Source organism: Vibrio palustris, from assembly GCF_024346995.1.
Classification (GTDB): Bacteria; Pseudomonadota; Gammaproteobacteria; order Enterobacterales; family Vibrionaceae; genus Vibrio; species Vibrio palustris.
This window is the reverse complement of the sequence record NZ_AP024887.1, coordinates 1,476,442-1,496,644: the sequence shown is the minus strand read 5'-3', so window position 1 is coordinate 1,496,644 and position 20,203 is coordinate 1,476,442. Positions and strand designations below refer to the sequence as shown.

General features: G+C 43.1%; 17 protein-coding genes and 4 tRNA genes. 11 read left to right on the top strand and 10 right to left on the bottom strand.

Translation table 11 applies throughout. The features are described from left to right. Nucleotides 1-195: 195 nt before the first annotated feature. The 5 genes from OCU30_RS07080 to OCU30_RS07060 all read right to left on the bottom strand — a co-directional run bounded on the left by OCU30_RS07080 (nucleotide 196) and on the right by OCU30_RS07060 (nucleotide 4,864). Nucleotides 196-1,302, bottom strand: coding sequence for a phosphoribosylaminoimidazolesuccinocarboxamide synthase (locus OCU30_RS07080; protein ID WP_077312737.1), 1,107 nt, complete (start codon nucleotides 1,300-1,302; stop codon nucleotides 196-198). A 254-nt stretch (nucleotides 1,303-1,556) separates the two neighbouring features. Next, nucleotides 1,557-1,949: a hypothetical protein gene (locus tag OCU30_RS07075; protein WP_235861821.1), complete on the bottom strand. Its 393-nt coding sequence runs from the start codon at nucleotides 1,947-1,949 to the stop codon at nucleotides 1,557-1,559. 220 nt (nucleotides 1,950-2,169) lie between these two features. Further along, on the bottom strand, nucleotides 2,170-3,222 hold the full coding sequence (locus OCU30_RS07070) for a J domain-containing protein (protein ID WP_077312738.1): 1,053 nt from the start codon (nucleotides 3,220-3,222) through the stop codon (nucleotides 2,170-2,172). Between the two features lie 141 nt (nucleotides 3,223-3,363). Further along, nucleotides 3,364-4,062, bottom strand: a complete 699-nt coding sequence (locus tag OCU30_RS07065; RefSeq protein ID WP_077312740.1) for a DUF2786 domain-containing protein — start codon at nucleotides 4,060-4,062, stop codon at nucleotides 3,364-3,366. A 118-nt stretch (nucleotides 4,063-4,180) separates the two neighbouring features. Continuing rightward, nucleotides 4,181-4,864, bottom strand: coding sequence for a DUF3334 family protein (locus OCU30_RS07060; RefSeq protein ID WP_077312742.1), 684 nt, complete (start codon nucleotides 4,862-4,864; stop codon nucleotides 4,181-4,183). A gap of 209 nt (nucleotides 4,865-5,073) precedes the next feature. Here OCU30_RS07060 and ydiJ point away from each other — a divergent pair, with 209 nt between their 5' ends. Further along, nucleotides 5,074-8,136: a D-2-hydroxyglutarate dehydrogenase YdiJ gene (gene ydiJ, locus OCU30_RS07055; protein WP_077312744.1), complete on the top strand. Its 3,063-nt coding sequence runs from the start codon at nucleotides 5,074-5,076 to the stop codon at nucleotides 8,134-8,136. A 109-nt stretch (nucleotides 8,137-8,245) separates the two neighbouring features. Here ydiJ and OCU30_RS07050 read toward each other — a convergent pair whose 3' ends face one another. Beyond that, nucleotides 8,246-8,968, bottom strand: a complete 723-nt coding sequence (locus OCU30_RS07050; RefSeq protein WP_077313658.1) for a DUF3581 domain-containing protein — start codon at nucleotides 8,966-8,968, stop codon at nucleotides 8,246-8,248. Nucleotides 8,969-9,297: 329 nt separating this feature from the next. Here OCU30_RS07050 and yqfB point away from each other — a divergent pair, with 329 nt between their 5' ends. Continuing rightward, nucleotides 9,298-9,615: a N(4)-acetylcytidine aminohydrolase gene (gene yqfB / locus OCU30_RS07045; protein WP_077312746.1), complete on the top strand. Its 318-nt coding sequence runs from the start codon at nucleotides 9,298-9,300 to the stop codon at nucleotides 9,613-9,615. Between the two features lie 67 nt (nucleotides 9,616-9,682). On the opposite strand, the gene OCU30_RS07040 is transcribed toward yqfB, so the two are convergent. Together OCU30_RS07040 and yeiP are read right to left on the bottom strand one after the other, a co-directional pair. Then, a complete protein-coding gene (locus OCU30_RS07040; RefSeq protein WP_077312748.1) occupies nucleotides 9,683-10,003 on the bottom strand; it encodes an HI1450 family dsDNA-mimic protein in 321 nt (106 codons plus the stop codon). 9 nt (nucleotides 10,004-10,012) lie between these two features. Further along, nucleotides 10,013-10,579, bottom strand: a complete 567-nt coding sequence (gene yeiP / locus OCU30_RS07035; RefSeq protein WP_077312750.1) for an elongation factor P-like protein YeiP — start codon at nucleotides 10,577-10,579, stop codon at nucleotides 10,013-10,015. Nucleotides 10,580-10,778: 199 nt separating this feature from the next. On the opposite strand from yeiP, the gene OCU30_RS07030 reads away from it, so the two are divergent. Then, a complete protein-coding gene (locus OCU30_RS07030; RefSeq protein WP_077312752.1) occupies nucleotides 10,779-11,546 on the top strand; it encodes a nucleotidyltransferase domain-containing protein in 768 nt (255 codons plus the stop codon). 15 nt (nucleotides 11,547-11,561) lie between these two features. Here the strand turns inward: OCU30_RS07030 and OCU30_RS07025 are convergent, their stop codons facing one another. Then, complete coding sequence (locus OCU30_RS07025) at nucleotides 11,562-13,922, bottom strand: DNA polymerase II (protein WP_077312754.1); 2,361 nt, start codon at nucleotides 13,920-13,922, stop codon at nucleotides 11,562-11,564. Nucleotides 13,923-14,366: 444 nt separating this feature from the next. Between OCU30_RS07025 and uvrY the strand changes: the two genes are divergently transcribed. The 7 genes from uvrY to OCU30_RS06990 all read left to right on the top strand — a co-directional run bounded on the left by uvrY (nucleotide 14,367) and on the right by OCU30_RS06990 (nucleotide 18,281). Next, a complete protein-coding gene (gene uvrY / locus OCU30_RS07020; RefSeq protein WP_077312756.1) occupies nucleotides 14,367-15,011 on the top strand; it encodes a UvrY/SirA/GacA family response regulator transcription factor in 645 nt (214 codons plus the stop codon). Beyond that, on the top strand, nucleotides 15,011-16,840 hold the full coding sequence (uvrC, locus tag OCU30_RS07015; protein WP_077312758.1) for an excinuclease ABC subunit UvrC: 1,830 nt from the start codon (nucleotides 15,011-15,013) through the stop codon (nucleotides 16,838-16,840). Before uvrY ends, uvrC begins: the two co-directional genes overlap by 1 nt. Nucleotides 16,841-16,886: 46 nt before the next feature. Further along, nucleotides 16,887-17,444, top strand: coding sequence for a CDP-diacylglycerol--glycerol-3-phosphate 3-phosphatidyltransferase (gene pgsA, locus OCU30_RS07010; protein ID WP_077312760.1), 558 nt, complete (start codon nucleotides 16,887-16,889; stop codon nucleotides 17,442-17,444). A gap of 425 nt (nucleotides 17,445-17,869) precedes the next feature. Then, nucleotides 17,870-17,943: transfer RNA gene (locus OCU30_RS07005), tRNA-Cys, on the top strand. Nucleotides 17,944-17,945: 2 nt separating this feature from the next. Next, nucleotides 17,946-18,021 (top strand) — tRNA-Gly (locus OCU30_RS07000). A gap of 65 nt (nucleotides 18,022-18,086) precedes the next feature. Beyond that, nucleotides 18,087-18,173 (top strand) — tRNA-Leu (locus OCU30_RS06995). 32 nt (nucleotides 18,174-18,205) lie between these two features. Continuing rightward, a tRNA-Gly gene (locus tag OCU30_RS06990) sits at nucleotides 18,206-18,281 on the top strand. 160 nt (nucleotides 18,282-18,441) lie between these two features. Here the strand turns inward: OCU30_RS06990 and OCU30_RS06985 are convergent. Then, nucleotides 18,442-18,918 carry a GNAT family N-acetyltransferase gene (locus OCU30_RS06985; RefSeq protein ID WP_077312762.1) on the bottom strand — a complete coding sequence of 159 codons (477 nt, stop codon included), beginning with the start codon at nucleotides 18,916-18,918 and terminating at the stop codon, nucleotides 18,442-18,444. 291 nt (nucleotides 18,919-19,209) lie between these two features. Here OCU30_RS06985 and pheS point away from each other — a divergent pair, with 291 nt between their 5' ends. Continuing rightward, nucleotides 19,210-20,193 carry a phenylalanine--tRNA ligase subunit alpha gene (gene pheS, locus OCU30_RS06980; protein WP_077312764.1) on the top strand — a complete coding sequence of 328 codons (984 nt, stop codon included), beginning with the start codon at nucleotides 19,210-19,212 and terminating at the stop codon, nucleotides 20,191-20,193. Nucleotides 20,194-20,203 lie beyond the last annotated feature (10 nt).

Below are 20,203 nucleotides of genomic sequence, written 5' to 3'. Positions count from 1 at the left end.
ATCAACGAGGTAGCAGCGAGTAGCGCTATGCTACAGATAAGTAAAATAAGGTATCTGCATGTTTTAGCGCGACGAGTGTTTGGCGAATCGCTCGCACAAAATATGACGTTGATTTAATGTGATGAAAGAGACACAACGTGTCTCTTTCTATTTGTTTGACGACACACCCATTAACATACCGGTGATGAGTGACTACTAGCGTGCGATTAGCTGGTATTGTTTATCTAAAATGTCGATGATTTCTTGCTTAGGATTGGTGCTGAGAGGGACTGGCTTACCGATGATTTTTTCAGCGATCCCTGTATAAGTGCGAGAAATATCCATCAAAGCATCATGAGGAAGTGCGTTATCGCGTGCCAAAGCCTCGCGTTCTTTCATACGCTCTTTATTCAGTAGAATATCGGGATCTGGGAAATAATTTAATAAAAACTGACGAAAGCCTTCTTTAGAGTTTTCAATTATTTCGCCTCGTGTATAAGCCTGTCCATCCCATATACGTGAGGAATCTGGCGTTCCCACTTCATCCATATAAATCAGCTTTTCTACGCCTTGGGCGTCCGTGACGTAACCAAATTCAAATTTGGTATCGACAAATAACTGATCAATGTTAGCAAGCGCTTCACTAATAACATGAAAACCTTGTTTTAGCAGTGTTTCGTACACATCAATGTCGCTTGCTTGTGTAAAGTTAAATGCTTGGTAGTTCGCATCGAGGTCATGGCGGGTAATATTGACATCATCGGCTTCTGGTACGCCAGGAATGCCGCGCAAAATACCTTTAGTTGAAGGTGTAATTAAAATATCATCCAAACGTGAATCTTTTTGTAAACCATCCGGTAGCTCGATACCGCAGAATAAGCGCTCACCTTTTTCATAGGCACGCCACATTGAGCCCGTAATGTATTGACGACAAATCGCTTCCACTTTTACAGGTTTCGCCTGTTGGACAATCCAAACAAATGGGTGAGGGATATCAACGATATGGCTATCAGCCAAACCATTTTGTTTGAAAAGTTCAAACCAATGATTTGAAATGGCATTTAATGCGGCACCTTTACCTGGAACACCATTTAGCCCACCTTCGGCATGCCAAACACAATCAAATGCTGAAATTCGATCGCTGATGACCATGATAGCAAGCGGAGAAGTTGGCGCAATATCGTAGCCTTTTTCTTGAATAAGACGTTGGCTGTCTTCTTCTGTTAACCAGTATACAGAGCGAACTTTACCGCTGTGTACAGGATGGTTAGTACGAATCGGGAGGTCGTCATTGACGGCAAGAACTTGATCAGCAAGGCTCATTAAGACATTCCTATCTTGTGTAATACGGTAAAATCGAAACTATCGATTACTAAGGTAATTCGAGGTTTAATACGCTCATGATACCAGAATCACATAAGGCTTCCAGAGAAAAAGCAAACGTTTGCTTTCTTTGTGTCTATTTCAATCAATTCGAGCCATTCACGCGTTGTTATATGTTCGTCATACCCAATACGTTTTATAACTCTGGTTTATTACCATCATAGTGACTGACGTTAGTTGTCCGGGGTATGGCCTTAATGAAGCACGGAGGGATGTTGAGCGACAAAAAATACTTCACAATGATGTTGCTGACCTGTGGTAATTAATGATTGGCGTAGGTGAGCCGGAATACGGTGTGACGCGACGATAGCGCTGGCTGTGCCACGACGAATGGCTTGCAGTACAATGTCGACTTCATTATGACGTTGTGAAGGTTTCATATGAATGACTTTATGGAAGTCGACTTGATACGTACTCAGTTCACTCACTTGAGGACGTGGGCACTCTCCGGTAAATAAAATCCATTGGCGTTGGTTAGATAGTTGCGCTAAACGTTGCATCATTGATGATACGTGAACGGATGAGCGCTTAGACGTGCCAAAACGAGGTTGAAAAAAATCGGTTGTTGCGTCATTTGAATAAAGCATAATACTGTTTCCCTATACATACTGTATGTATAAACAGTAGTGTGTTTCGTTGCCATGATCAAGTATTTTTTGTTGGTTTTTTGATCATAAAGGTGAAAGTACATTGGTAAGAATGAGAGGGGATAAGAGAGGTCGGCGTGACAGTTCCAGGAACAAAACGTTGCCATTGCTATCAGGTATATATAGAAGATAAGGGGAGTGATTAAACGTAGTTAAAGACTTAACGACGCTGTGCCAGTACGTATTTGACCGCCTTATTAAGACGTTTCATCTCATCATCACTGCCTTTCATATCGGGATGATAAATTTTACACAGTTGCTTATAACGCACCTTGATGGTTTTATTATCAGGTAAGGTGTCTGGTGTGTAACCGAGTAAAGCGCACGCTACCGACATCGTTTGATTGGTTGGTTCTGGTGGCGTTGAGGGAACGTGTGCTTGTTGTTGCAGCACTTTATGACTTTTTTGTAACTGTTGTAATTGATTGAATAAACGTTTCAACTGCTGTTTTTGTTGTTTAATCGTTTTTGATTGTAATAGCAGTTGCTGGTCTTGCTCGTATTGACGTTGTTTGGCTTGTTGGTTTAACCCTTGTTTTTTTAAACGTTTAATACGAGTTAACCAAAGTAATACCATTAAAAATACGATGAATAGTGCCATCAATAAGTTGCTATTCGAAACGTAGCCAGAGTTTGCTTGTGGTTGAGGTTCTGGTGAGATCGTCTCAGGCTCAGCTGATGAGGGAGATTGCGATACTGCTTGCTCGAGTTGATTGATGGAAGCGACTTGGCGAGCACGTTGCTGATTGAATTTTTCTTGGAGAATGTGAGTGTACTTTTCTTCGGCTTGCGGATCGTGAATGCTAGCAATTTTATACCAAAGTTCAGCGAAAGCACTCGCCGGTAGGCGTTCGGTTTTAAGACTGGCGTAGTAGTCCCCCAATTGTAACGGTGCGTGTGTTGCCCCTTTTAACGCCAATAGGGTTAGCCAATAGCGCACTTGCTGTGGGTTTTTGTCGGTCCCCTTTCCCTTTTCGTAAGCATTCACTACTTGCTGCATGGCGTTGGTATCGCCTTGTTGGGCGGCTTTTTCAAACCAAACCAGCGCTTGAGTCAAATCTTTTGTGGTGTTATCGCCTTGTTGATACGCTAATGCCAGCGCATATTGGGCTTGCACATTATTCGCTTGCGCTTGACTTTTAAGTATTGAAATATCAGTAGCATATACTGAAAAAGACAATAATACACTGACGATGATGAAAGGTTTCAGCACGGATTCACCATGGTTTCTTCCTGAAAAAGAGACTTAATTATCGATGTAAAGCTAGAGTGGCGAAAATTACGCCACAGAGCTAATAAGGATAGAGGGTCTTACTACGTAATGCCATAATGTTAGGGGAACAATGGCGTTTTTTTATGAAGAAGTATGACGTTTGAGCATTTTTGGTTTTTGTGCGCCATCAACGGCACGATTTACCGATAAACGGCGGCCTTTTTTCAAGCCGACTTCATAATCATCAGTCAGGTTTTTAATCGCTTCGCTCATTTGTTTTTTAAATGTTTCACGATCGATATTTTCGAACTCTTTATCAATATAGTTGTTGATTTTATTCGCCGATTCTTCGTCTGGTGTTATTTCAGGCAGCTTCTCCAGCGCTCCTTCAATCCAGCCAGAAATAAACGAGTTAACACGACGCGTCACTTCGTTGGTTGAGGTTCCTGAACCTGAAAAGCTATTACGAAATTGTCCAGTTTGCTCATTCAATTCACGATAAACAATATCAAACGCAAACGCTGCAAAAATTGCACGATCGGCTTCTCCAATAAATTCACAACGTTTCAACCCTTTATGGTTGAGCAGTACCGCTTCTACGCCAAACTTGGTATTAATACCGCGAATGATACGCAAAATACTAGATGATATGTTGGTCGGTAACAGATGCGTCGATTGGGTCTTACCCATTCTAATAAATTCGATGTCATCTTTATCCAATCCATACTTTAACATCAAGCTATGCGCCATTTTAATGGCATTCGCAGCTTCGTTTACATTGGCAGAATTACCCAATTCAAGACATTTGGCGATTCTTTTAAGTGCTTTTTGTTTATCCATAGGCTTGCTAAAAACGATTCTTAGGCGGTCGGAAAAGTGCGGTATTTTACCGTTTTTAGACAAAAATATAAAGAGCATCAGGCCGCTTGATGGTCAAGCAGCCAGAGAGTGTTGGAAATTAAATGCCTAATTCATCCAATAAATCAGAATTCAAATCATCAACCGCTTCTTTTTGAGCCGCTTTATTTTTTGCCATCGTTTCTTGGGTTGCCGCTAAAATGTCGTCAGGACTCTCGTCTTGTTGAATTTCAAAGTCTTCTAATTGAATGAATTCGGTTTTATCCATCGCCAATTCCAGATAAAAGATATTGTTTCGTTGGGTGGAAAAAGTGACTCGTCTCGCCTGTGGGCGATCTAAATTGGTATCAACTGATAAATTAACTTGTTTATTTAAGCACAACATTTTCGGTTGGTTTTGGGTAATATTGGTCTGTAATTCTTTACGAACTTTATTGGTAAAATCGCCGACCAGTTGGTTCATTAGTTCACCGAGAACATCACCCACTTCATCTGAAGTATGTAATAGAGCCAGTTCGTCTTCCGGAATCCCCATATTTTTCATGTAGCTTGAATACAGTTCTAATGCCGCTTTGGCAGTAAAGTTAATCACAACTAATCCTGAAAAACCGCCATCAAACAGAACAAAACAGCCAAAGTCAGGTTTTAACGACGTTTTTGTGATTTTTTGTACCATTGCCGAATAGTTGACGGTTTCATTCGTCGCAGAGCTAAGAACCGTAGAAACCGATTGGCAAAGCTTCAATAAAATATCTTCCGTGGTAATGGTTTTGTTTTTTCTCATTATGGTAACCCGTAATCCGATTTATGATGAAAATTGAAAGTAGACAACATCTTGTTTCATAGTATTTTTTGCTACTATGCATTCTGTCACTCAGATTCTGTTTTGAACACCTTTTTAAATGTTGTAAAGTGACTTAACTCAAAGATTAATTTTAAAATTAACTCAGTCCTACCACTGAATGAGTCAGTAGACGTAGGGGCAGGAAGCACATGTTACCAAGACTTCACCACCACTCAGATATAGACCCGAGCGTACTTCATTACCTGAATGAATTGGACGCTGCGGGCTTTCAAGGAGATATTGAGACTCAATACTCCAGCCGATTTTCTGTTGCCACTGATAACAGTGTATACCAACAATTGCCTCAGGCAGTGGTTCATCCACGCACGCCTGATGATGTCGCGCTCATAGGAAAGGTTAGCTCAAAACCTGAATTTGCAAATATCACTTTTTCACCGCGCGGTGGTGGAACAGGGACAAACGGACAATCTTTAACTCAAGGTGTGGTCGTTGATCTATCACGTCATATGAACCAAATTCTTGAAATTAATGAAAAAGAAGGTTGGGTTAGAGTACAGGCAGGCGTCATTAAAGACCAACTTAATGATGCAATACGCCCTTATGGTTATTTTTTCTCCCCGGATCTTTCGACCAGTAATCGTGCCACGCTTGGCGGCATGATTAATACCGATGCCTCGGGGCAGGGGTCGTTAAAATATGGCAAAACATCCGATCATGTGCTGTCATTGCAGGCCATTTTTGCGGATGGCTCTATTTTAGAAACGGATGGTAGTGGGACTGTCCCTGCGGAATCTTCTTTGGCTGCCCAAGCATTAACGGTGACTGAGCAGGTGTGCCGCACTCAGCGCGAGGCGATTCTTGCGAAGTTTCCGCCTTTGAATCGTTTTTTGACGGGATATGATTTAAAAAATGCGATTAATGAAGCGGATAATAGTTTTGATATTACCCGTGTGTTATGTGGAGCCGAGGGCTCGCTTGCGTTCATTACCGAAGCTAAATTGAACCTAACGCCGATTCCCAAAGCGCGTACCTTGGTGACGATTAAATATGACAGCTTTGATTCTGCGTTACGTAATGCACCTCTCATGGTAGAAGCGCAAGCGTTATCTGTGGAAACGGTTGACTCTAAAGTGTTGAATTTGGCTAAGCAAGATATTGTATGGCATGACGTTCGAGAGTTAATCACCGATGTGCCAGGCATTGAGATGCAAGGCATCAATATTGTTGAATTTGCCGATCAAACTCAAGATACCGTCGATCATTTAGTCACTGAGTTAGTGGCGCGCATTGATGTCACGATGCAAAAGGGTGAAGCAGGAATCATTGGTTATCAAGTATGTACCGATTTGGCCAGTATTCAACGTATTTATGGCATGCGGAAAAAAGCGGTCGGTTTATTAGGCGCAGCCAAAGGACGAGCAAAGCCAGTGCCATTTACGGAAGATACTTGTGTCCCACCAGAGAATTTAGCTGATTATATCAGTGAGTTTCGGGCGTTATTAGATCGTAATGAATTGGCTTATGGTATGTTTGGCCATGTCGATGCCGGGGTTTTACATGTTCGGCCAGCCTTAGATATGTGCGATCCTGAGCAAGAAAAAACCATGTTACATATCTCGGATGAAGTGGTGAAGTTAGTCGCGAAATATGGTGGTTTGATGTGGGGCGAGCACGGTAAAGGCTATCGTTCTGAATATAGCCCAGCTTTTTTTGGGGCGGAACTTTATCACGAATTACGCCGCGTCAAAGGCGCGTTTGACCCACTCAATAAAATGAACCCAGGTAAAATTTGTACCCCTCTTGAATCCGATGCAGAATTAGTCAAAGTGGCGAGTGTCACACGTGGCTATTATGATCGCCAAATTGATGTTCAAGTGCGTGATAGTTTTAAACAGGCGATGTTATGTAATGGCAATGGCTTGTGTTTTAACTATGACACCAGTTCCCCGATGTGCCCCTCAATGAAGGTATCAGCGGATCGTCGTCACTCTCCGAAAGGGCGTGCAGGGTTAGTACGAGAATGGCTACGTCAGCTCAGTGACGAAGGTATCGACATATTAAGCCTAGAGCACGACACCTATGAGCGTACACCAACCGTAAAAGCATTGATTAACCGAATACGCCACCGCCTCAATAAGCGTCATGAAGAAGACTTTTCTCATGAAGTATTTGATGCGATGAACGGGTGTTTAGCGTGTAAAGCGTGTGCCAGCCAATGTCCGATCAAAGTCGACGTACCGAGCTTTCGCTCGCGGTTTTTAAATCTCTACCACTCACGTTACCAGCGTCCAGCGAAGGACTACTTAGTGGCTAACATTGAACAGTTATTACCGACGATGGCTCGTATGCCAAATGTGGTCAATAATATGTTGTCTCAGGGCTGGGTGAAAACGCTGACTAAGAAAACAATAGGGTATGTCGACACTCCGTTATTATCGGTACCAATATTAGCAAAACGGATTCGCCGCCACCCACTCGAGGCGTTTGATATGCAGCGTTTGGCGGGACTGTCACCTGAAGAAAAGCAGCATTACGTCATTATTGTTCAAGATCCATTTACTTCATACTACGATGCAGATGTAGTCGAAGATATGATTGCACTGGCAGTAAAACTCGGTAAAAAACCTGTATTACTCCCTTTTAAACCCAATGGTAAAGCGCAGCATGTTAAAGGTTTCTTGCAGAAGTTTCAGTCGACCGCAACCAACACGGCGGAGTTTTTGACTCAAGTCGCGGAGCTTGATATTCCGTTGGTGGGAGTCGACCCAGCAATGGTGCTGTGTTATCGCGATGAATACGTAGAGATGCTTGGCGAGCAGCGTGGACAATTTGATGTGTTATTAGTACATGAATGGTTGTTACCGCAGCTATCAGCGCTTGACCCGTTAACGATGGCAGAGACAAACAGGCCTTGGTATTTATTAGGGCACTGTACAGAAAAAACCAAACTGCCGAATACGGAAAAACAGTGGCAAGCAATTTTTACTCACTTTGGTGCGCAATTAGAGACCATTCCAGTAGGCTGTTGTGGTATGGCGGGCACATTTGGCCATGAGGCGGATAAAGTGCAGATGTCGACAGATATTTACAGTTTAAGCTGGAAGCCTAATTTAGCATTATTACCACAAGAGCGTTGCTTAATGACGGGGTATAGCTGTCGCAGTCAGGTGAAACGCTTTGAACATTATCAACCCAAGCATCCGTTGCAGGCGCTGCTCCAAGTGCTTAATGCGGGTATTGGGTTATCGTGATGAATGAGTAACAGGCCGTACTTTGTCAGTACGGCCTGTTATTGCACTTAGAGTAGATAATAAAAAACGAGCCAAATAGGCTCGTTTTTTATTAAAAGAGGTGAGTTATTTATGCTGAGCAATACTCGGAAATAAATGCTTCTTTAAGGGTATTAAAGCGCGTCACTAAGTTATCAATGTCATCTTGATTATAAGGTTTTAGGCCGCTTGCTACCATGCGTTTGACCCCTCTACCAATCACAATACCCTCTTCTTTGAAGGTAAAGTTCAACGTAACAAGGCCACGTTTACCTTCCACATCGAAAGTAGCGCCTGTGTATTCGATTTCTGGATGAATTAAATCAAGCCGTTCGAACTCAACTTCCATGCTTTCGTAGATGACAAGAGGGCGCTGACAATTAATCATCATCTGCTTCTCTTTCATTAAAGGCACGAGTATGTGCGGGAAGTTTTTTCCAGAAAACTGCACATACTTGGTCACCATATGCTCGATAAATTCGGCATTATGCGTTGTTTCGCCTGAACGGTTTAAATGCAAAAACTCTTTACCGGCATCATTCACGACCGCACTTTCTTCTTCACTGCGTTTTTCAATATGCAGTAATACGTCATCGCTGACCATTCCAGAGAAATCGAAGCGCATTTTTTGGCTAATGCCTTCTTGTTTTAACAATACGGCAAACAGCAAATCCCCAGGGACGCAAAAACGTTTGTTGTCTTCGTCGTGAATAGGGTTGTAATCACCCGCTACTTTTTTAGCAAAATGACTTGCTTGGCGGCGTGTGAATCGAAACTTTGATTCTTGAGATGAAAAATAGGGATTTAAAAACATAATATACGCTACGTGACCAAAACCGTGCGGCATTATAACGGACAATTGCCTTAAATTGGTCTCTTCAGTCGAAAAAAAATATATTTTCTGTTTTTTACTATTATAATTTCACATTAAGTTATTGTTTTTAAATTATTTTATCTTTTTGTGTTATTTGTTGAAAATGCAAATAATTCAACAAATACTGGGTATTTAGTATGAATAAAGTCCACAAAAGGCGTCGTTATTACCATAATCATGGTCATTGGTTTGGCAAACTTGGTGATTGCGTGTTTAATGTATGCCCTTTATAGAGAAGCACGACAGCGCAATATTAAGGTATGCCCCAGATGAAACATATAACGTTTTTTGAACGGTTTGAAGCTGATATTTTATCCGGTAAAAAAGTGATCACGCTGCGAGATGAGAGTGAAAAAGACTATGAAGTTGGTGACGTGGTTGCCGTGTCGACATTAGAGCACGGACGCCGATTTTGCCATGTACGTATCGATGGTGTCACGCAAGTACGCTTTGATGCGTTGACTGCGCTGCATGCTGAGCAAGAAAATATGACGTTAGCTCAACTAAAACAGGTGATCCAAGAGATATATCCCGGCATTGAACAGTTATACATGCTGAAGTTTTCACTGATGACTGACGTTATTTAGTATGGTTCGCCAAGAGGCGGCAGGGATAATAAAAAGCCAACTCGAATGAGCTGGCTTTTGCTTTAAATTAGTCACGTTTCCATAACATATGACAAAACTTATGTTCTGGATCGCGGCTAACTAGCATACGTGCAAAGACGTCGTCGAGCACGTCGTCTTCTTCATTCACGAGTCCAATACGTACTTCGGCATAGCGTTCTTTATCAACATCGAAGCCAACATGTTCAACCCAGTCATTACCTGTTTCGACCACTTCGGCAGCGCCGCGTTCATCGAACTGAGCAGTGAATAAAATGACATCTGCTGGTTCTAAGTTATCTTCTGCCATTTCCAAAAAGATGTCATAAGCAGTGTCGATAGTATCGTCGTAAGAAATTAAGTCTGTCATAGTGCCTCTTTATGCTCGGCTCATGAATTTACGTTCTGCAATGTTGATCACAACGCGTTCGCCGCTGGCAATGTACTCAGGTACTTGTACCACAAGGCCAGTTGCAAAATATGCAGGTTTAGTACGTGCAGACGCAGATGCGCCTTTGATAGAAGGATCGGTTTCGTCAATGACAAGTTCCACCGAAGCAGGCATTTCTAAGGCCACTGGCTTACCGTCAACAAGTACCACGTGTAAACCTTGAATTTCTTCCGTCATAAATAGCAGTTCGTCTGCAATGTCGGTTGACTTAAAGTTAAATTGAGCGAAATCTTCATTATCCATGAAAATATGCTCGTCACCGTCAATGTAAGAGAATGAAACGGCGCGTTTATTCATATCAACGGTATCGAGGAAATCGTCAGATTTATAACGTTCATCGACGCGAGCGCCTGTTTCTAAGTCAGTACAACGGAGTTTATAAATTTTTGAACCGCCACGACCGCCAGGCGTCGTCACTTCGATATCTTTAATCAATAGGGTTTTCTTGTTCGCAACAATTGCGAGCCCTTTTTTTAATTCACTTGCCTTTGGCATGAACTGTGTCCTTCATTGTATGAGTATCGCTATTATAGCGAAGGTCGTGACTGAAAAACATCTCTGATTACGGTGTTATCTGGTTATAATATGGTGAGAATTCATGCAATGAGGCCTCATGCAGATGACAATTTGTTGATTAAGCATGGGGGATAGGGGAACATAGTATTCATCATTATCATAAGAGCGAGCGCAAGTAATGCCACTGAATGTGTTAACGGCACAATCGCCGTTACAGTCTGATTATGTGCCTGCTGTAGCAGAGTTAGTGAAATTTTTTCGTGCTGGTTTAGGAAATAACTTACACAGTCTCTATGTGTATGGCAGTGTGGCGCGCGGTACGGCGAAACCGGGGCGCTCGAACATTGATATTATTGTGGTCACTCATGACACCTTTGAAAGCAATCGAATGACGCTAGTCAATACGATTCGTTATCGTTTCCAACGGCATTATCCGTTTATTACGGATTTGAATGTGAAAACCGCATTAGCCAGTGACGTCGCTTCTCTCGACAGTTTGTTTTCATGGGGCTTTTTGTTACGACATTGTGCCCGATGTATTCATGGTAGTGACTTGGGAGAGTGTTTTGGCGACTATGAGCCTAGTTGGGAAATTGCCAAGTATTGGAATATGGATGTCGGTTATAAAGTGGCCTATTACCGAGCAAAAATCGCCAAAGCGACGCGGGGCGACGAGCAAATTCATGCGCAGACTGAAGTCGCTAAAAAGTTATTACGTGCCAGCTACTCACTGATCATGCACCGAGATAAGCAATGGTTTGATGATCCAGTAGAATGTGGCAAACAATTTTTGTTATATCATCCAGAGAAACAGCGCGAGGTTGATCGCCTAGCATTGCTACTGCGCGGTAAAATCATTGCTAAACGTTCGGTCGTCGGTTTACTCGATGACTTTGGCCCTTGGTTGGCTAAACAATATGAGAAAACCGAATTCAAAATTGGCTAAATGTGTGTCTGAATTTTAAAATAATCCCAACTGCGGGGCATTGAGTGCATCAAATTGGCGCTCAATGAAAGGTAATATCGCGTCGGCGACGGGCTTGAGCTGTTTGTCGATGTAGTGATCATAGTCAAGTGGACTGCGGCAATACTCTTTCGGCTCTGGCCCATTAACTGTGATCACATAATCGATAATGCCTTTATTTTGATATTGTGGTGCGCGGCCCAGTTTGGCATTGATGTCGTCGGCTAAGCGCGCTGCACGCACTTGTGGTGGTACGTTGCGTTGATATTCACTGAGCTTTTGGCGTAAGCGTTTGCGATAGACTAATTCTTCATCAAACTCCCCAGCGCGCGTGCGCTCGGTCATATCACGGATATAGTCATCAGGGGATTCACCATGGAATATCATGCGATACAGTTCCTTTTGAAACCGCTGAGCAAGCGCGGTCCAATCGGTACGCACACTTTCTAAGCCTTTAAAAACCATACGTTCATGGTCACCTTGACCTAATAAACCCGCATAACGTTTCTTCGATCCTGTTTCTGAACCTCGTATTGTTGGCATTAAAAATTTACGGTAATGATTTTCATACTCAATTTCTAAAATTGACGTTAATTGGTAGTTAGCGCGTAAATGATCAGTCCACCATTGGTTGATGGTGTCGACCAATTCTGTGCCGATACGCTTGGCATCAGCTTCCGTGCATTCATAACCAAGTGCCACAAACGTTGAATCTGTATCTCCATAGATAACTTGATAGCCATAGCTTTCGATAAGTTCGCGGGTCTGTTTCATGATCTCATGACCCCGCATCGTAATACTGGACGCTAAGCGGGTATCAAAAAATCGACAACCAGAAGAGCCCAATACGCCGTAGAAGGAATTCATGATGATTTTAATCGCTTGTGAGAACGCGTATTCATTGGCTTTCTTGGCGTGATCGCGGGCGATCCACAGTTGTTCGATCATTTCGGGTAGGAAATGGCGGGTACGGTGAAACTGACCACCACGAAATCCAGGTACGGCTTGATTCGCGTGTTTTCCTATTTCAAGCTGTAGCCCTTCAATGAGTCCCATCGGGTCGATAAGAAACGAACGAATAATTGATGGGTATAGGCTCTTAAAATCGAGCACTAATACTGAATCGTATAAGCCGGGTAAAGAATCCATAACATAGCCCCCGGGACTCGCTTGCCAATGTTCAGATTCTAAATTGGGAGCGATGTACCCCGCCCGGTGTAATTGTGGTAGATATAAATTGGTAAATGCGGCGACTGATCCCCCGATACGGTCGAGTTCCAAACCCGTTAAGCGCGAGCGTTGAATCGCAAACTCTAATAAATGAGTGTGCTGGAATATACGGTTTACTAAGGTGCAATCTTGTAGGTTATATTTGGCCAATGACGATTTGTCGTGGGCAAACATATGGTTGATTTCAGCCATACGGTCATGAACATTGTGAATGGCTTTGCCTTCACCTAAAAGTTCTTGAGATACGGCTTCTAATGACCATGAGCGAAAATGATAAGCCGCGGTTTTCAATGTATCGATGCCATCTAATACCACTCGCCCCGGAATGGTAATAAAACCTTGGCCGGTTTTGGATGCACTTCGAAAATAACTGGTTTGTTGTCCGCGACCAATTTGTAATGCAATGCCATGCCTCTGGGCGCGACGGTGTAATAGTCGAAAGTCAAAATCAATTACGTTCCACCCAATAATGACATCGGGATCATGGTGCTTGAACCAAGCAATTAACGCATGAATTAACGCTTGTTCATCATTAACCCACTCGATGTTGGTATCACTCGGTTCAGCGTCGCCTATCATGATGACGCGACTATCCATAGGGCTCGCTAAGCCGACGGAATATAATATGCCTTTTTCTGAGCATTCAAAATCGAGTGAAACGACAGAAAGTTGCGGCGTATAATCGGTTGGGCGACACTTGGCATTACGAATTTGGCTATAGCCTGATTGATTATAGACCGTACCAGTATAGTCGAGGCTGCCTCGAATAAAGCGTTCCATTAAGTAACGATCGGCTAACCGGATATCTGTTTCGTATACTGCAATATCTGACTGGCGTAATCGTTGTTGGCATAATTGTGATTGCGCAATCGTAGATGTGTACACGGCACTCACAGCAGCTCCTGAGAAGTGCATCATCTCTAATGGACGTACTTCAATATTTGCGAGAGAATCTAACGCCTGTAACGCTGCATTTTGTGCGGTTTGCTCAATAAAAAATACGGGCCTCTCATTGGGGATTAATAGCTGTGTTGGTCCGTGTGGTGTTGCTAGCCACAGTTCGATGTGAGTGTGAGAACCAAGGTCACGCGCATGCCGAGTCAGTAAGAAGCCAGTGTGGTGAGTCATAGTATCCGTTAAATGGTTAAGCAAACTGCAAGTTTAGCGTGCCATGTTAGCATAGAAAAGGCTCGCAATATGGAGAGTGCGTTTCACCATGCACGGTAACCATTGCCTTATTTTTTCTCAAAATGTGCACCGTAACCTTGGTTCATTAGGAGAGTTTGATATTATCTTCGATAAGCCACGATGAGTGGGTGCACTCATCATGGATCGAGAGATAAATAATAGTCAAAAAATAACCCGTGCCTCTTAGTGCATTTAGTTGCAATGCATTGATTTTGGGTTTTTTTACTATCTGGTAAGAAAGCGAGGTAATAAGTGCTTGCTAAACGTTATGTTTCAGCACATAGTCGGGTAATATATTTTTGCATTAAAGTTTAACTAGGCGAGTAATACACACGGCTAAATTGTGTACGCTAGCCAACCGATAATAAGCGTGGAGATACAAGTTTGATAAATGTTTTCCTTGTAGATGATCACGAACTGGTTCGCACAGGGATAAGACGTATTATTGAAGACGTCCGTGGAATGAGTATAGCAGGGGAAGCTGTCAGTGGTGAAGATGCGGTAAAATGGTGCCGCAGCAATCATGCCGATGTCATATTAATGGATATGAACATGCCAGGCATTGGTGGGTTAGAAGCGACGAAAAAGATTTTACGTTTTAATCCCGATGTCAAAATTATTGTATTAACGATACATACCGAAAATCCGTTTCCAACGCGAGTTATGCAAGCGGGTGCTGCAGGGTATTTGACCAAAGGTGCAGCGCCGGATGAAATGGTCAATGCGATTCGCGTGGTGAATAGTGGGCAGCGTTATATTTCTCCAGAGATAGCCCAACAAATGGCGTTAAGCCAATTTTCACCTGCATCTGAAAATCCATTTGCGGATTTGTCTGAGCGTGAATTGCAAATCATGATGATGATTACTCAAGGACAAAAAGTAACGGATATTTCCGAACAGCTGAATTTAAGCCCAAAGACCGTTAATAGTTATCGCTATCGTTTATTTGCCAAACTAAATATTGGTGGGGATGTAGAGCTGACGCATTTGGCGATTCGACATGGAATGCTAGACACAGAGAAGTTGTAGTGCCTGAATTTGATTCTGTTGCTTTTTTACAAACAGTGACCGATCAGCCCGGTGTATATCGGATGTATAACACTGACGCTGAGGTTATTTATGTTGGAAAAGCTAAAGACCTGAAAAAGCGTTTAACTAGCTATTTTCGTAAAAACGTGGATAGTGAAAAAACGAGAGCGTTAGTCAGTAATATCGCGAAAATTGATGTCACCGTGACACACACGGAGACAGAAGCTTTGATCCTAGAGCATAATTATATTAAGCAATATTTGCCAAAATATAACGTGCTGCTGCGAGACGATAAATCTTATCCTTATATTTTTATTAGTAATCATAAACATCCGCGTTTATCCAGTCATCGTGGTTCCAAGAAGCGTAAAGGCGAATATTTCGGCCCTTATCCTGATTCTCGCGCCGTGAGAGAAACGCTCCATCTCCTGCAAAAAATCATTCCTGTGCGTCAATGTGAAGATTCTGTCTACAGTAATCGTACTCGACCATGCTTGATGTATCAGATTGGTCGCTGCGCTGGGCCGTGCGTCAGTGAATTAATCTCCGATGATGATTATGCTGAGCTGGTGGATCTGGTTCGGTTATTTCTACGCGGTAAAGATCAACAAGTGTTGCAGCAGTTAATTGATAAAATGGAACAGGCGAGTGGGCAATTACGTTTTGAAGATGCCGCCAAGTTTCGCGATCAAATTCAAGCTATTCGTCGTGTGCAAGAACAGCAGTACGTGTCTGATGATTCCATGGATGATATGGATGTACTGGGTTTTGCTCAGGAAAATGGTATAGCTTGTGTGTATATTCTCATGATACGGCAAGGAAAAATTTTAGGTAGTCGCAGTCATTTCCCCAAAATTCCTAATAATACGACGCGCGAAGAAGTCTTTGAGAGCTTTTTAACGCAGTATTATTTGAACCACAACGAAGCGCGCTCAATGCCCAATCGTATTGTGGTTAACCGAGAGTTATGTCAAGACTCAACGCTGTTACAAACGGCATTAAGTGAGATTGCAGGAAGAAAAGTCCATTTCCACCTTGATCCCAATGGTTATCGTGGCCGATACCTTAATTTGTCCAACACCAATGCACGAACGGCGATTACGACGAAAATCAATCATAAGATGACCATTAATCAGCGTTTTAAAGCGTTACAGGAAGAATTAGGTCTAGAATCGATTCAGCGCATGGAATGTTTTGATATTTCCCATACAATGGGCGAGAGTACCATTGCATCTTGTGTGGTATTTAATCAAGAAGGACCGCTCAAATCTGAATATCGTCGCTATAATATAACAGGCATCACTGGTGGTGATGATTATGCAGCGATGGCGCAAGTGTTAGAGCGTCGTTATTCAAAACAACTGGATGTGGATAAAATTCCCGATATTATTTTTATCGACGGTGGTAAAGGGCAACTCAATCGTGCTTATGAAATAGTACAGCAATGTTGGGGAGATTGGCCCAAAAGACCATTATTGATGGGGATAGCGAAAGGGGTGACACGAAAACCTGGTTTAGAAACCTTGATCACCGTTGATGGACGCGAATCAAATTTACCTAGTGATGCGCCAGCGTTACATCTAATCCAACACATTCGTGATGAAAGTCATAACCACGCCATCAGTGGGCACAGAGCTAAGCGAGGTAAAACTCGGCGTACTAGTAGTTTGGAAGGAATCGAAGGTGTAGGGCCGAAACGTCGGCAAGCACTGTTAACGCATATGGGAGGGCTACAAGAACTGAAACGTGCAACTGTAGAAGAAATCGCCAAAGTCCCGGGGATCAGTCATTCTCTGGCAGAAAACATTTATCAGGCATTGAAACAATAGTGAAAATGCCGCACCATAAACGCGCTGTCGATAAGAGCTTATAATTATGCGTTTTAACATCCCAAATATTCTTTCTTTAATACGACTTTTTCTGATCCCAGTTTTTGTCGTGACATTTTATCTCCCATTTACTTGGGCGCCGTTTGCTGCCGCTATGATTTTTTGGGTTGCAGGGTTTACTGATTGGCTCGATGGTATGCTGGCAAGAAAGCTCGGCCAGACATCGCGCTTTGGGGCTTTTATCGACCCGGTGGCAGATAAAGTTTTAGTGGCTTCGGCCTTAATTGTAATCACTGAGCATTACCACACTATTTGGATTACTATTCCCGCGGTGACTATGATTGCTCGTGAAATCATTATCTCGGCATTGCGTGAATGGATGGCGGAGATTGGCAAACGTGCCAGCGTTAAGGTTTCTTGGATCGGTAAAGTAAAAACGTTGTCACAAATGTTCGCGTTATGGGTACTCATTTGGCACTATGATGACTGGATGGTATGGCTGGGTTACGCGTCTATTTACATTGCGACAGTATTAACTTATTGGTCAATGGCGCAATATCTAGCAGCAGCAAAAGATGATTTACTCAGCGAAGATAATATGTGACTTTCGGCTGTGACTCTGTCGACACTGATTGAAAAGCGAAGTCTTTCTATAGGGACTTCGCTTTTTTGTGTTTATCGCGGGTCTCATCGTCGAGCTAGTGACGGCAATGACAGAGCAATGAGTGTGTTTTCGTGTGCTTAGTCACGTCTAGCAGTAAAATCTGACTTATAGCGTTCTGCAATTTTCCCTTGAGTGGGGCGGTTAGCGGTAAACTTGCGATAATTTCATCCTAAGTTTCGTGACTTATCTCTCGGAAAATCCACTAGTTTAGGTGTGTTTTTAATCAAAATAGCTGGTTTTGAGTGTAAAATAGTCAAACGATGCAAAATCATAAAAAATTCTGTTGACTCATCTTCGTGAATCCGTAGAATGCATTCCCGTACTCAAGAGGAAGCGCACAAAGCGGTTGCCGATTCAGTATTGAAGGCGTGTTGGCAGAGTGGCTATGCAGCGGATTGCAAATCCGTGGACCTCGGTTCAACTCCGGGACGCGCCTCCATTGCGACACTAGCTCAGTTGGTAGAGCGCGACCTTGCCAAGGTCGAGGTCACGAGTTCGAACCTCGTGTGTCGCTCCAAATTAAAGGATATGGAGTTTACTCGGTATTCTAGATGGTGTGCCTATCATCGCAAAGAATTGCGTGCCCTGGTGGTGGAATTGGTAGACACAAGGGATTTAAAATCCCTCGGCGTTCGCGCTGTGCCGGTTCAAGTCCGGCCCGGGGCACCATCTATAAAGTCTACATTGACTATATGTAGCATGCGACACTAGCTCAGTTGGTAGAGCGCGACCTTGCCAAGGTCGAGGTCACGAGTTCGAACCTCGTGTGTCGCTCCAAATAAAAAAGCCCGAACCTAAGTTCGGGCTTTTTTGTTTTTGTTTACCTAAATGTGGATTGGTTGGTATTGTAAGTTGAGCGTTAGCACTTATGCTACTGCAATAACGATAGATAACGATAGATAACGATAGATAACGATAGATAACGATAGATAACGGTTTATAGCGTCAACTCCATCCACACATCACACCCAGTATGAATCACTCCAGGCATTGGGGTATCACGGTGCTTAAAACCGAGATGTTCATAAAGGCGGATAGCACTGGTCATTTCACTTAGTGTGTCTAGGTAGCATTGGGTGTAACCAGCCTGACGTGCAAAATCTAAGCATGTTTGAGTTAATTTTTTCCCTGCTCCTTTACCACGCGCTGCGGGTAATAAAAAGACTTTACATAGTTCACACGTTTTTGCTGAGTTTAAAAAAGGTTTGATCCCTCCGCCGCCCATGATTTGTCCATGTTCCACGGCGATAAAGTATTGCGAGCCTTGCTCAATACAGTAATGTTGACTCATGGCTTGTACTTCACGATCGGATGGACCAAACCCATCGCCCACGGCACCAAATTCTGCTCCTACCGCCTCAATAATGGTACGTATGTGTGCGTCATATTGAGCAGTAATAGGTTTGATATGCATGTAATATCCTTATTATGGTGGCCTAATAAGGTTGCAGGTTACCGAATTTCTCTATTTAGAACAAGAATGTGGCTAATGCCACTAAGGCTGACTGATAAATAGGCGATTTATTGGTTAATCACGCATTTCATTTGGCAATGAGAGCAGCATTCGGTACTATATAAAACTATCTAAAAACACCCCTAGAATCCCTTACGGTCAACCTAATGGGTACCTGTTTGGACTCTCGACCGGGACCCTGGAATGGATACTATTCCCAGAGGAAACTGCTTAGTGGCAGGCGAGGACATAATGCAACATCTACAAGAGATTATTGCTAACGCGACAGCCGCGATTGATTCGGCTGAATCGTTAGTCGCACTGGATGAAGTGCGAGTTCAATATCTAGGTAAAAAAGGTGAGCTTACCGCTCAGCTACAAAGCCTAGGTAAATTACCCCCAGAAGAACGCCGTACCGCGGGTCAAGAGATCAATGCGGCCAAAGGTCAAGTTCAGCAAGCAATTGTGGCGCGTAAAGATGCACTACAACGAGCAGAACTGGAAGCGAAATTGGCGGCAGAAACTATCGATGTGACCCTGCCGGGACGCCGCATCGAAAATGGTGGTTTACACCCTGTGACACGGACTATCGAGCGCATTGAAAGTTTCTTCGGAGAGCTAGGTTTTACCACACACGCAGGCCCGGAAATTGAAGATGCATTCCACAACTTTGATGCGTTAAACATTGCTGAAGATCACCCAGCGCGTACTGATCACGATACGTTCTTCTTTAATCCTGATCTGATGTTACGTACTCATACTTCTGGTGTGCAAATTCGTACCATGGAAAATGGTAAGCCTCCGTTCCGTTTCATTGCTCCAGGCCGTGTATACCGTAATGATTACGATCAAACTCATACACCGATGTTCCATCAAGTGGAAGGTATGCTGGTTGATGAAAAAGTTAACTTTGCTCAGCTGAAAGGCGTGCTTTACGACTTTTTAACCAACTTCTTTGAGGAAGAATTAGAAGTGCGTTTCCGTCCTTCTTACTTCCCGTTTACCGAGCCTTCAGCAGAAGTGGATGTGAAACGTAAAGATGGCAAATGGCTCGAAATTTTGGGCTGTGGCATGGTGCATCCTAACGTATTGCGTAGTGTGGGAATTGACCCTGAGAAATACTCTGGTTTTGCGTTTGGTATCGGTATCGAGCGTTTAGCAATGCTACGTTACGGCGTGAATGATCTACGTGCGTTCTTCGAAAACGATCTTCGCTTCCTAAAACAGTTTAAGTAATCCAGAGGTT

Coding starts and splice junctions, on each gene's coding strand:
- yqfB (WP_077312746.1), top strand. CDS start 9,298: ATGAAACATATAACGTTTTTTGAACGGTTTGAAGCTGATATTTTATCC.
- OCU30_RS07075 (WP_235861821.1), bottom strand. CDS start 1,949: ATGCTTTATTCAAATGACGCAACAACCGATTTTTTTCAACCTCGTTTT.
- yeiP (WP_077312750.1), bottom strand. CDS start 10,579: ATGCCAAAGGCAAGTGAATTAAAAAAAGGGCTCGCAATTGTTGCGAAC.
- pheS (WP_077312764.1), top strand. CDS start 19,210: ATGCAACATCTACAAGAGATTATTGCTAACGCGACAGCCGCGATTGAT.
- OCU30_RS07040 (WP_077312748.1), bottom strand. CDS start 10,003: ATGACAGACTTAATTTCTTACGACGATACTATCGACACTGCTTATGAC.
- OCU30_RS06985 (WP_077312762.1), bottom strand. CDS start 18,918: ATGCATATCAAACCTATTACTGCTCAATATGACGCACACATACGTACC.
- OCU30_RS07050 (WP_077313658.1), bottom strand. CDS start 8,968: ATGTTTTTAAATCCCTATTTTTCATCTCAAGAATCAAAGTTTCGATTC.
- OCU30_RS07080 (WP_077312737.1), bottom strand. CDS start 1,302: ATGAGCCTTGCTGATCAAGTTCTTGCCGTCAATGACGACCTCCCGATT.
- OCU30_RS07030 (WP_077312752.1), top strand. CDS start 10,779: ATGCCACTGAATGTGTTAACGGCACAATCGCCGTTACAGTCTGATTAT.
- ydiJ (WP_077312744.1), top strand. CDS start 5,074: ATGTTACCAAGACTTCACCACCACTCAGATATAGACCCGAGCGTACTT.
- pgsA (WP_077312760.1), top strand. CDS start 16,887: ATGCGTTTTAACATCCCAAATATTCTTTCTTTAATACGACTTTTTCTG.
- OCU30_RS07060 (WP_077312742.1), bottom strand. CDS start 4,864: ATGAGAAAAAACAAAACCATTACCACGGAAGATATTTTATTGAAGCTT.
- OCU30_RS07065 (WP_077312740.1), bottom strand. CDS start 4,062: ATGGATAAACAAAAAGCACTTAAAAGAATCGCCAAATGTCTTGAATTG.
- OCU30_RS07025 (WP_077312754.1), bottom strand. CDS start 13,922: ATGACTCACCACACTGGCTTCTTACTGACTCGGCATGCGCGTGACCTT.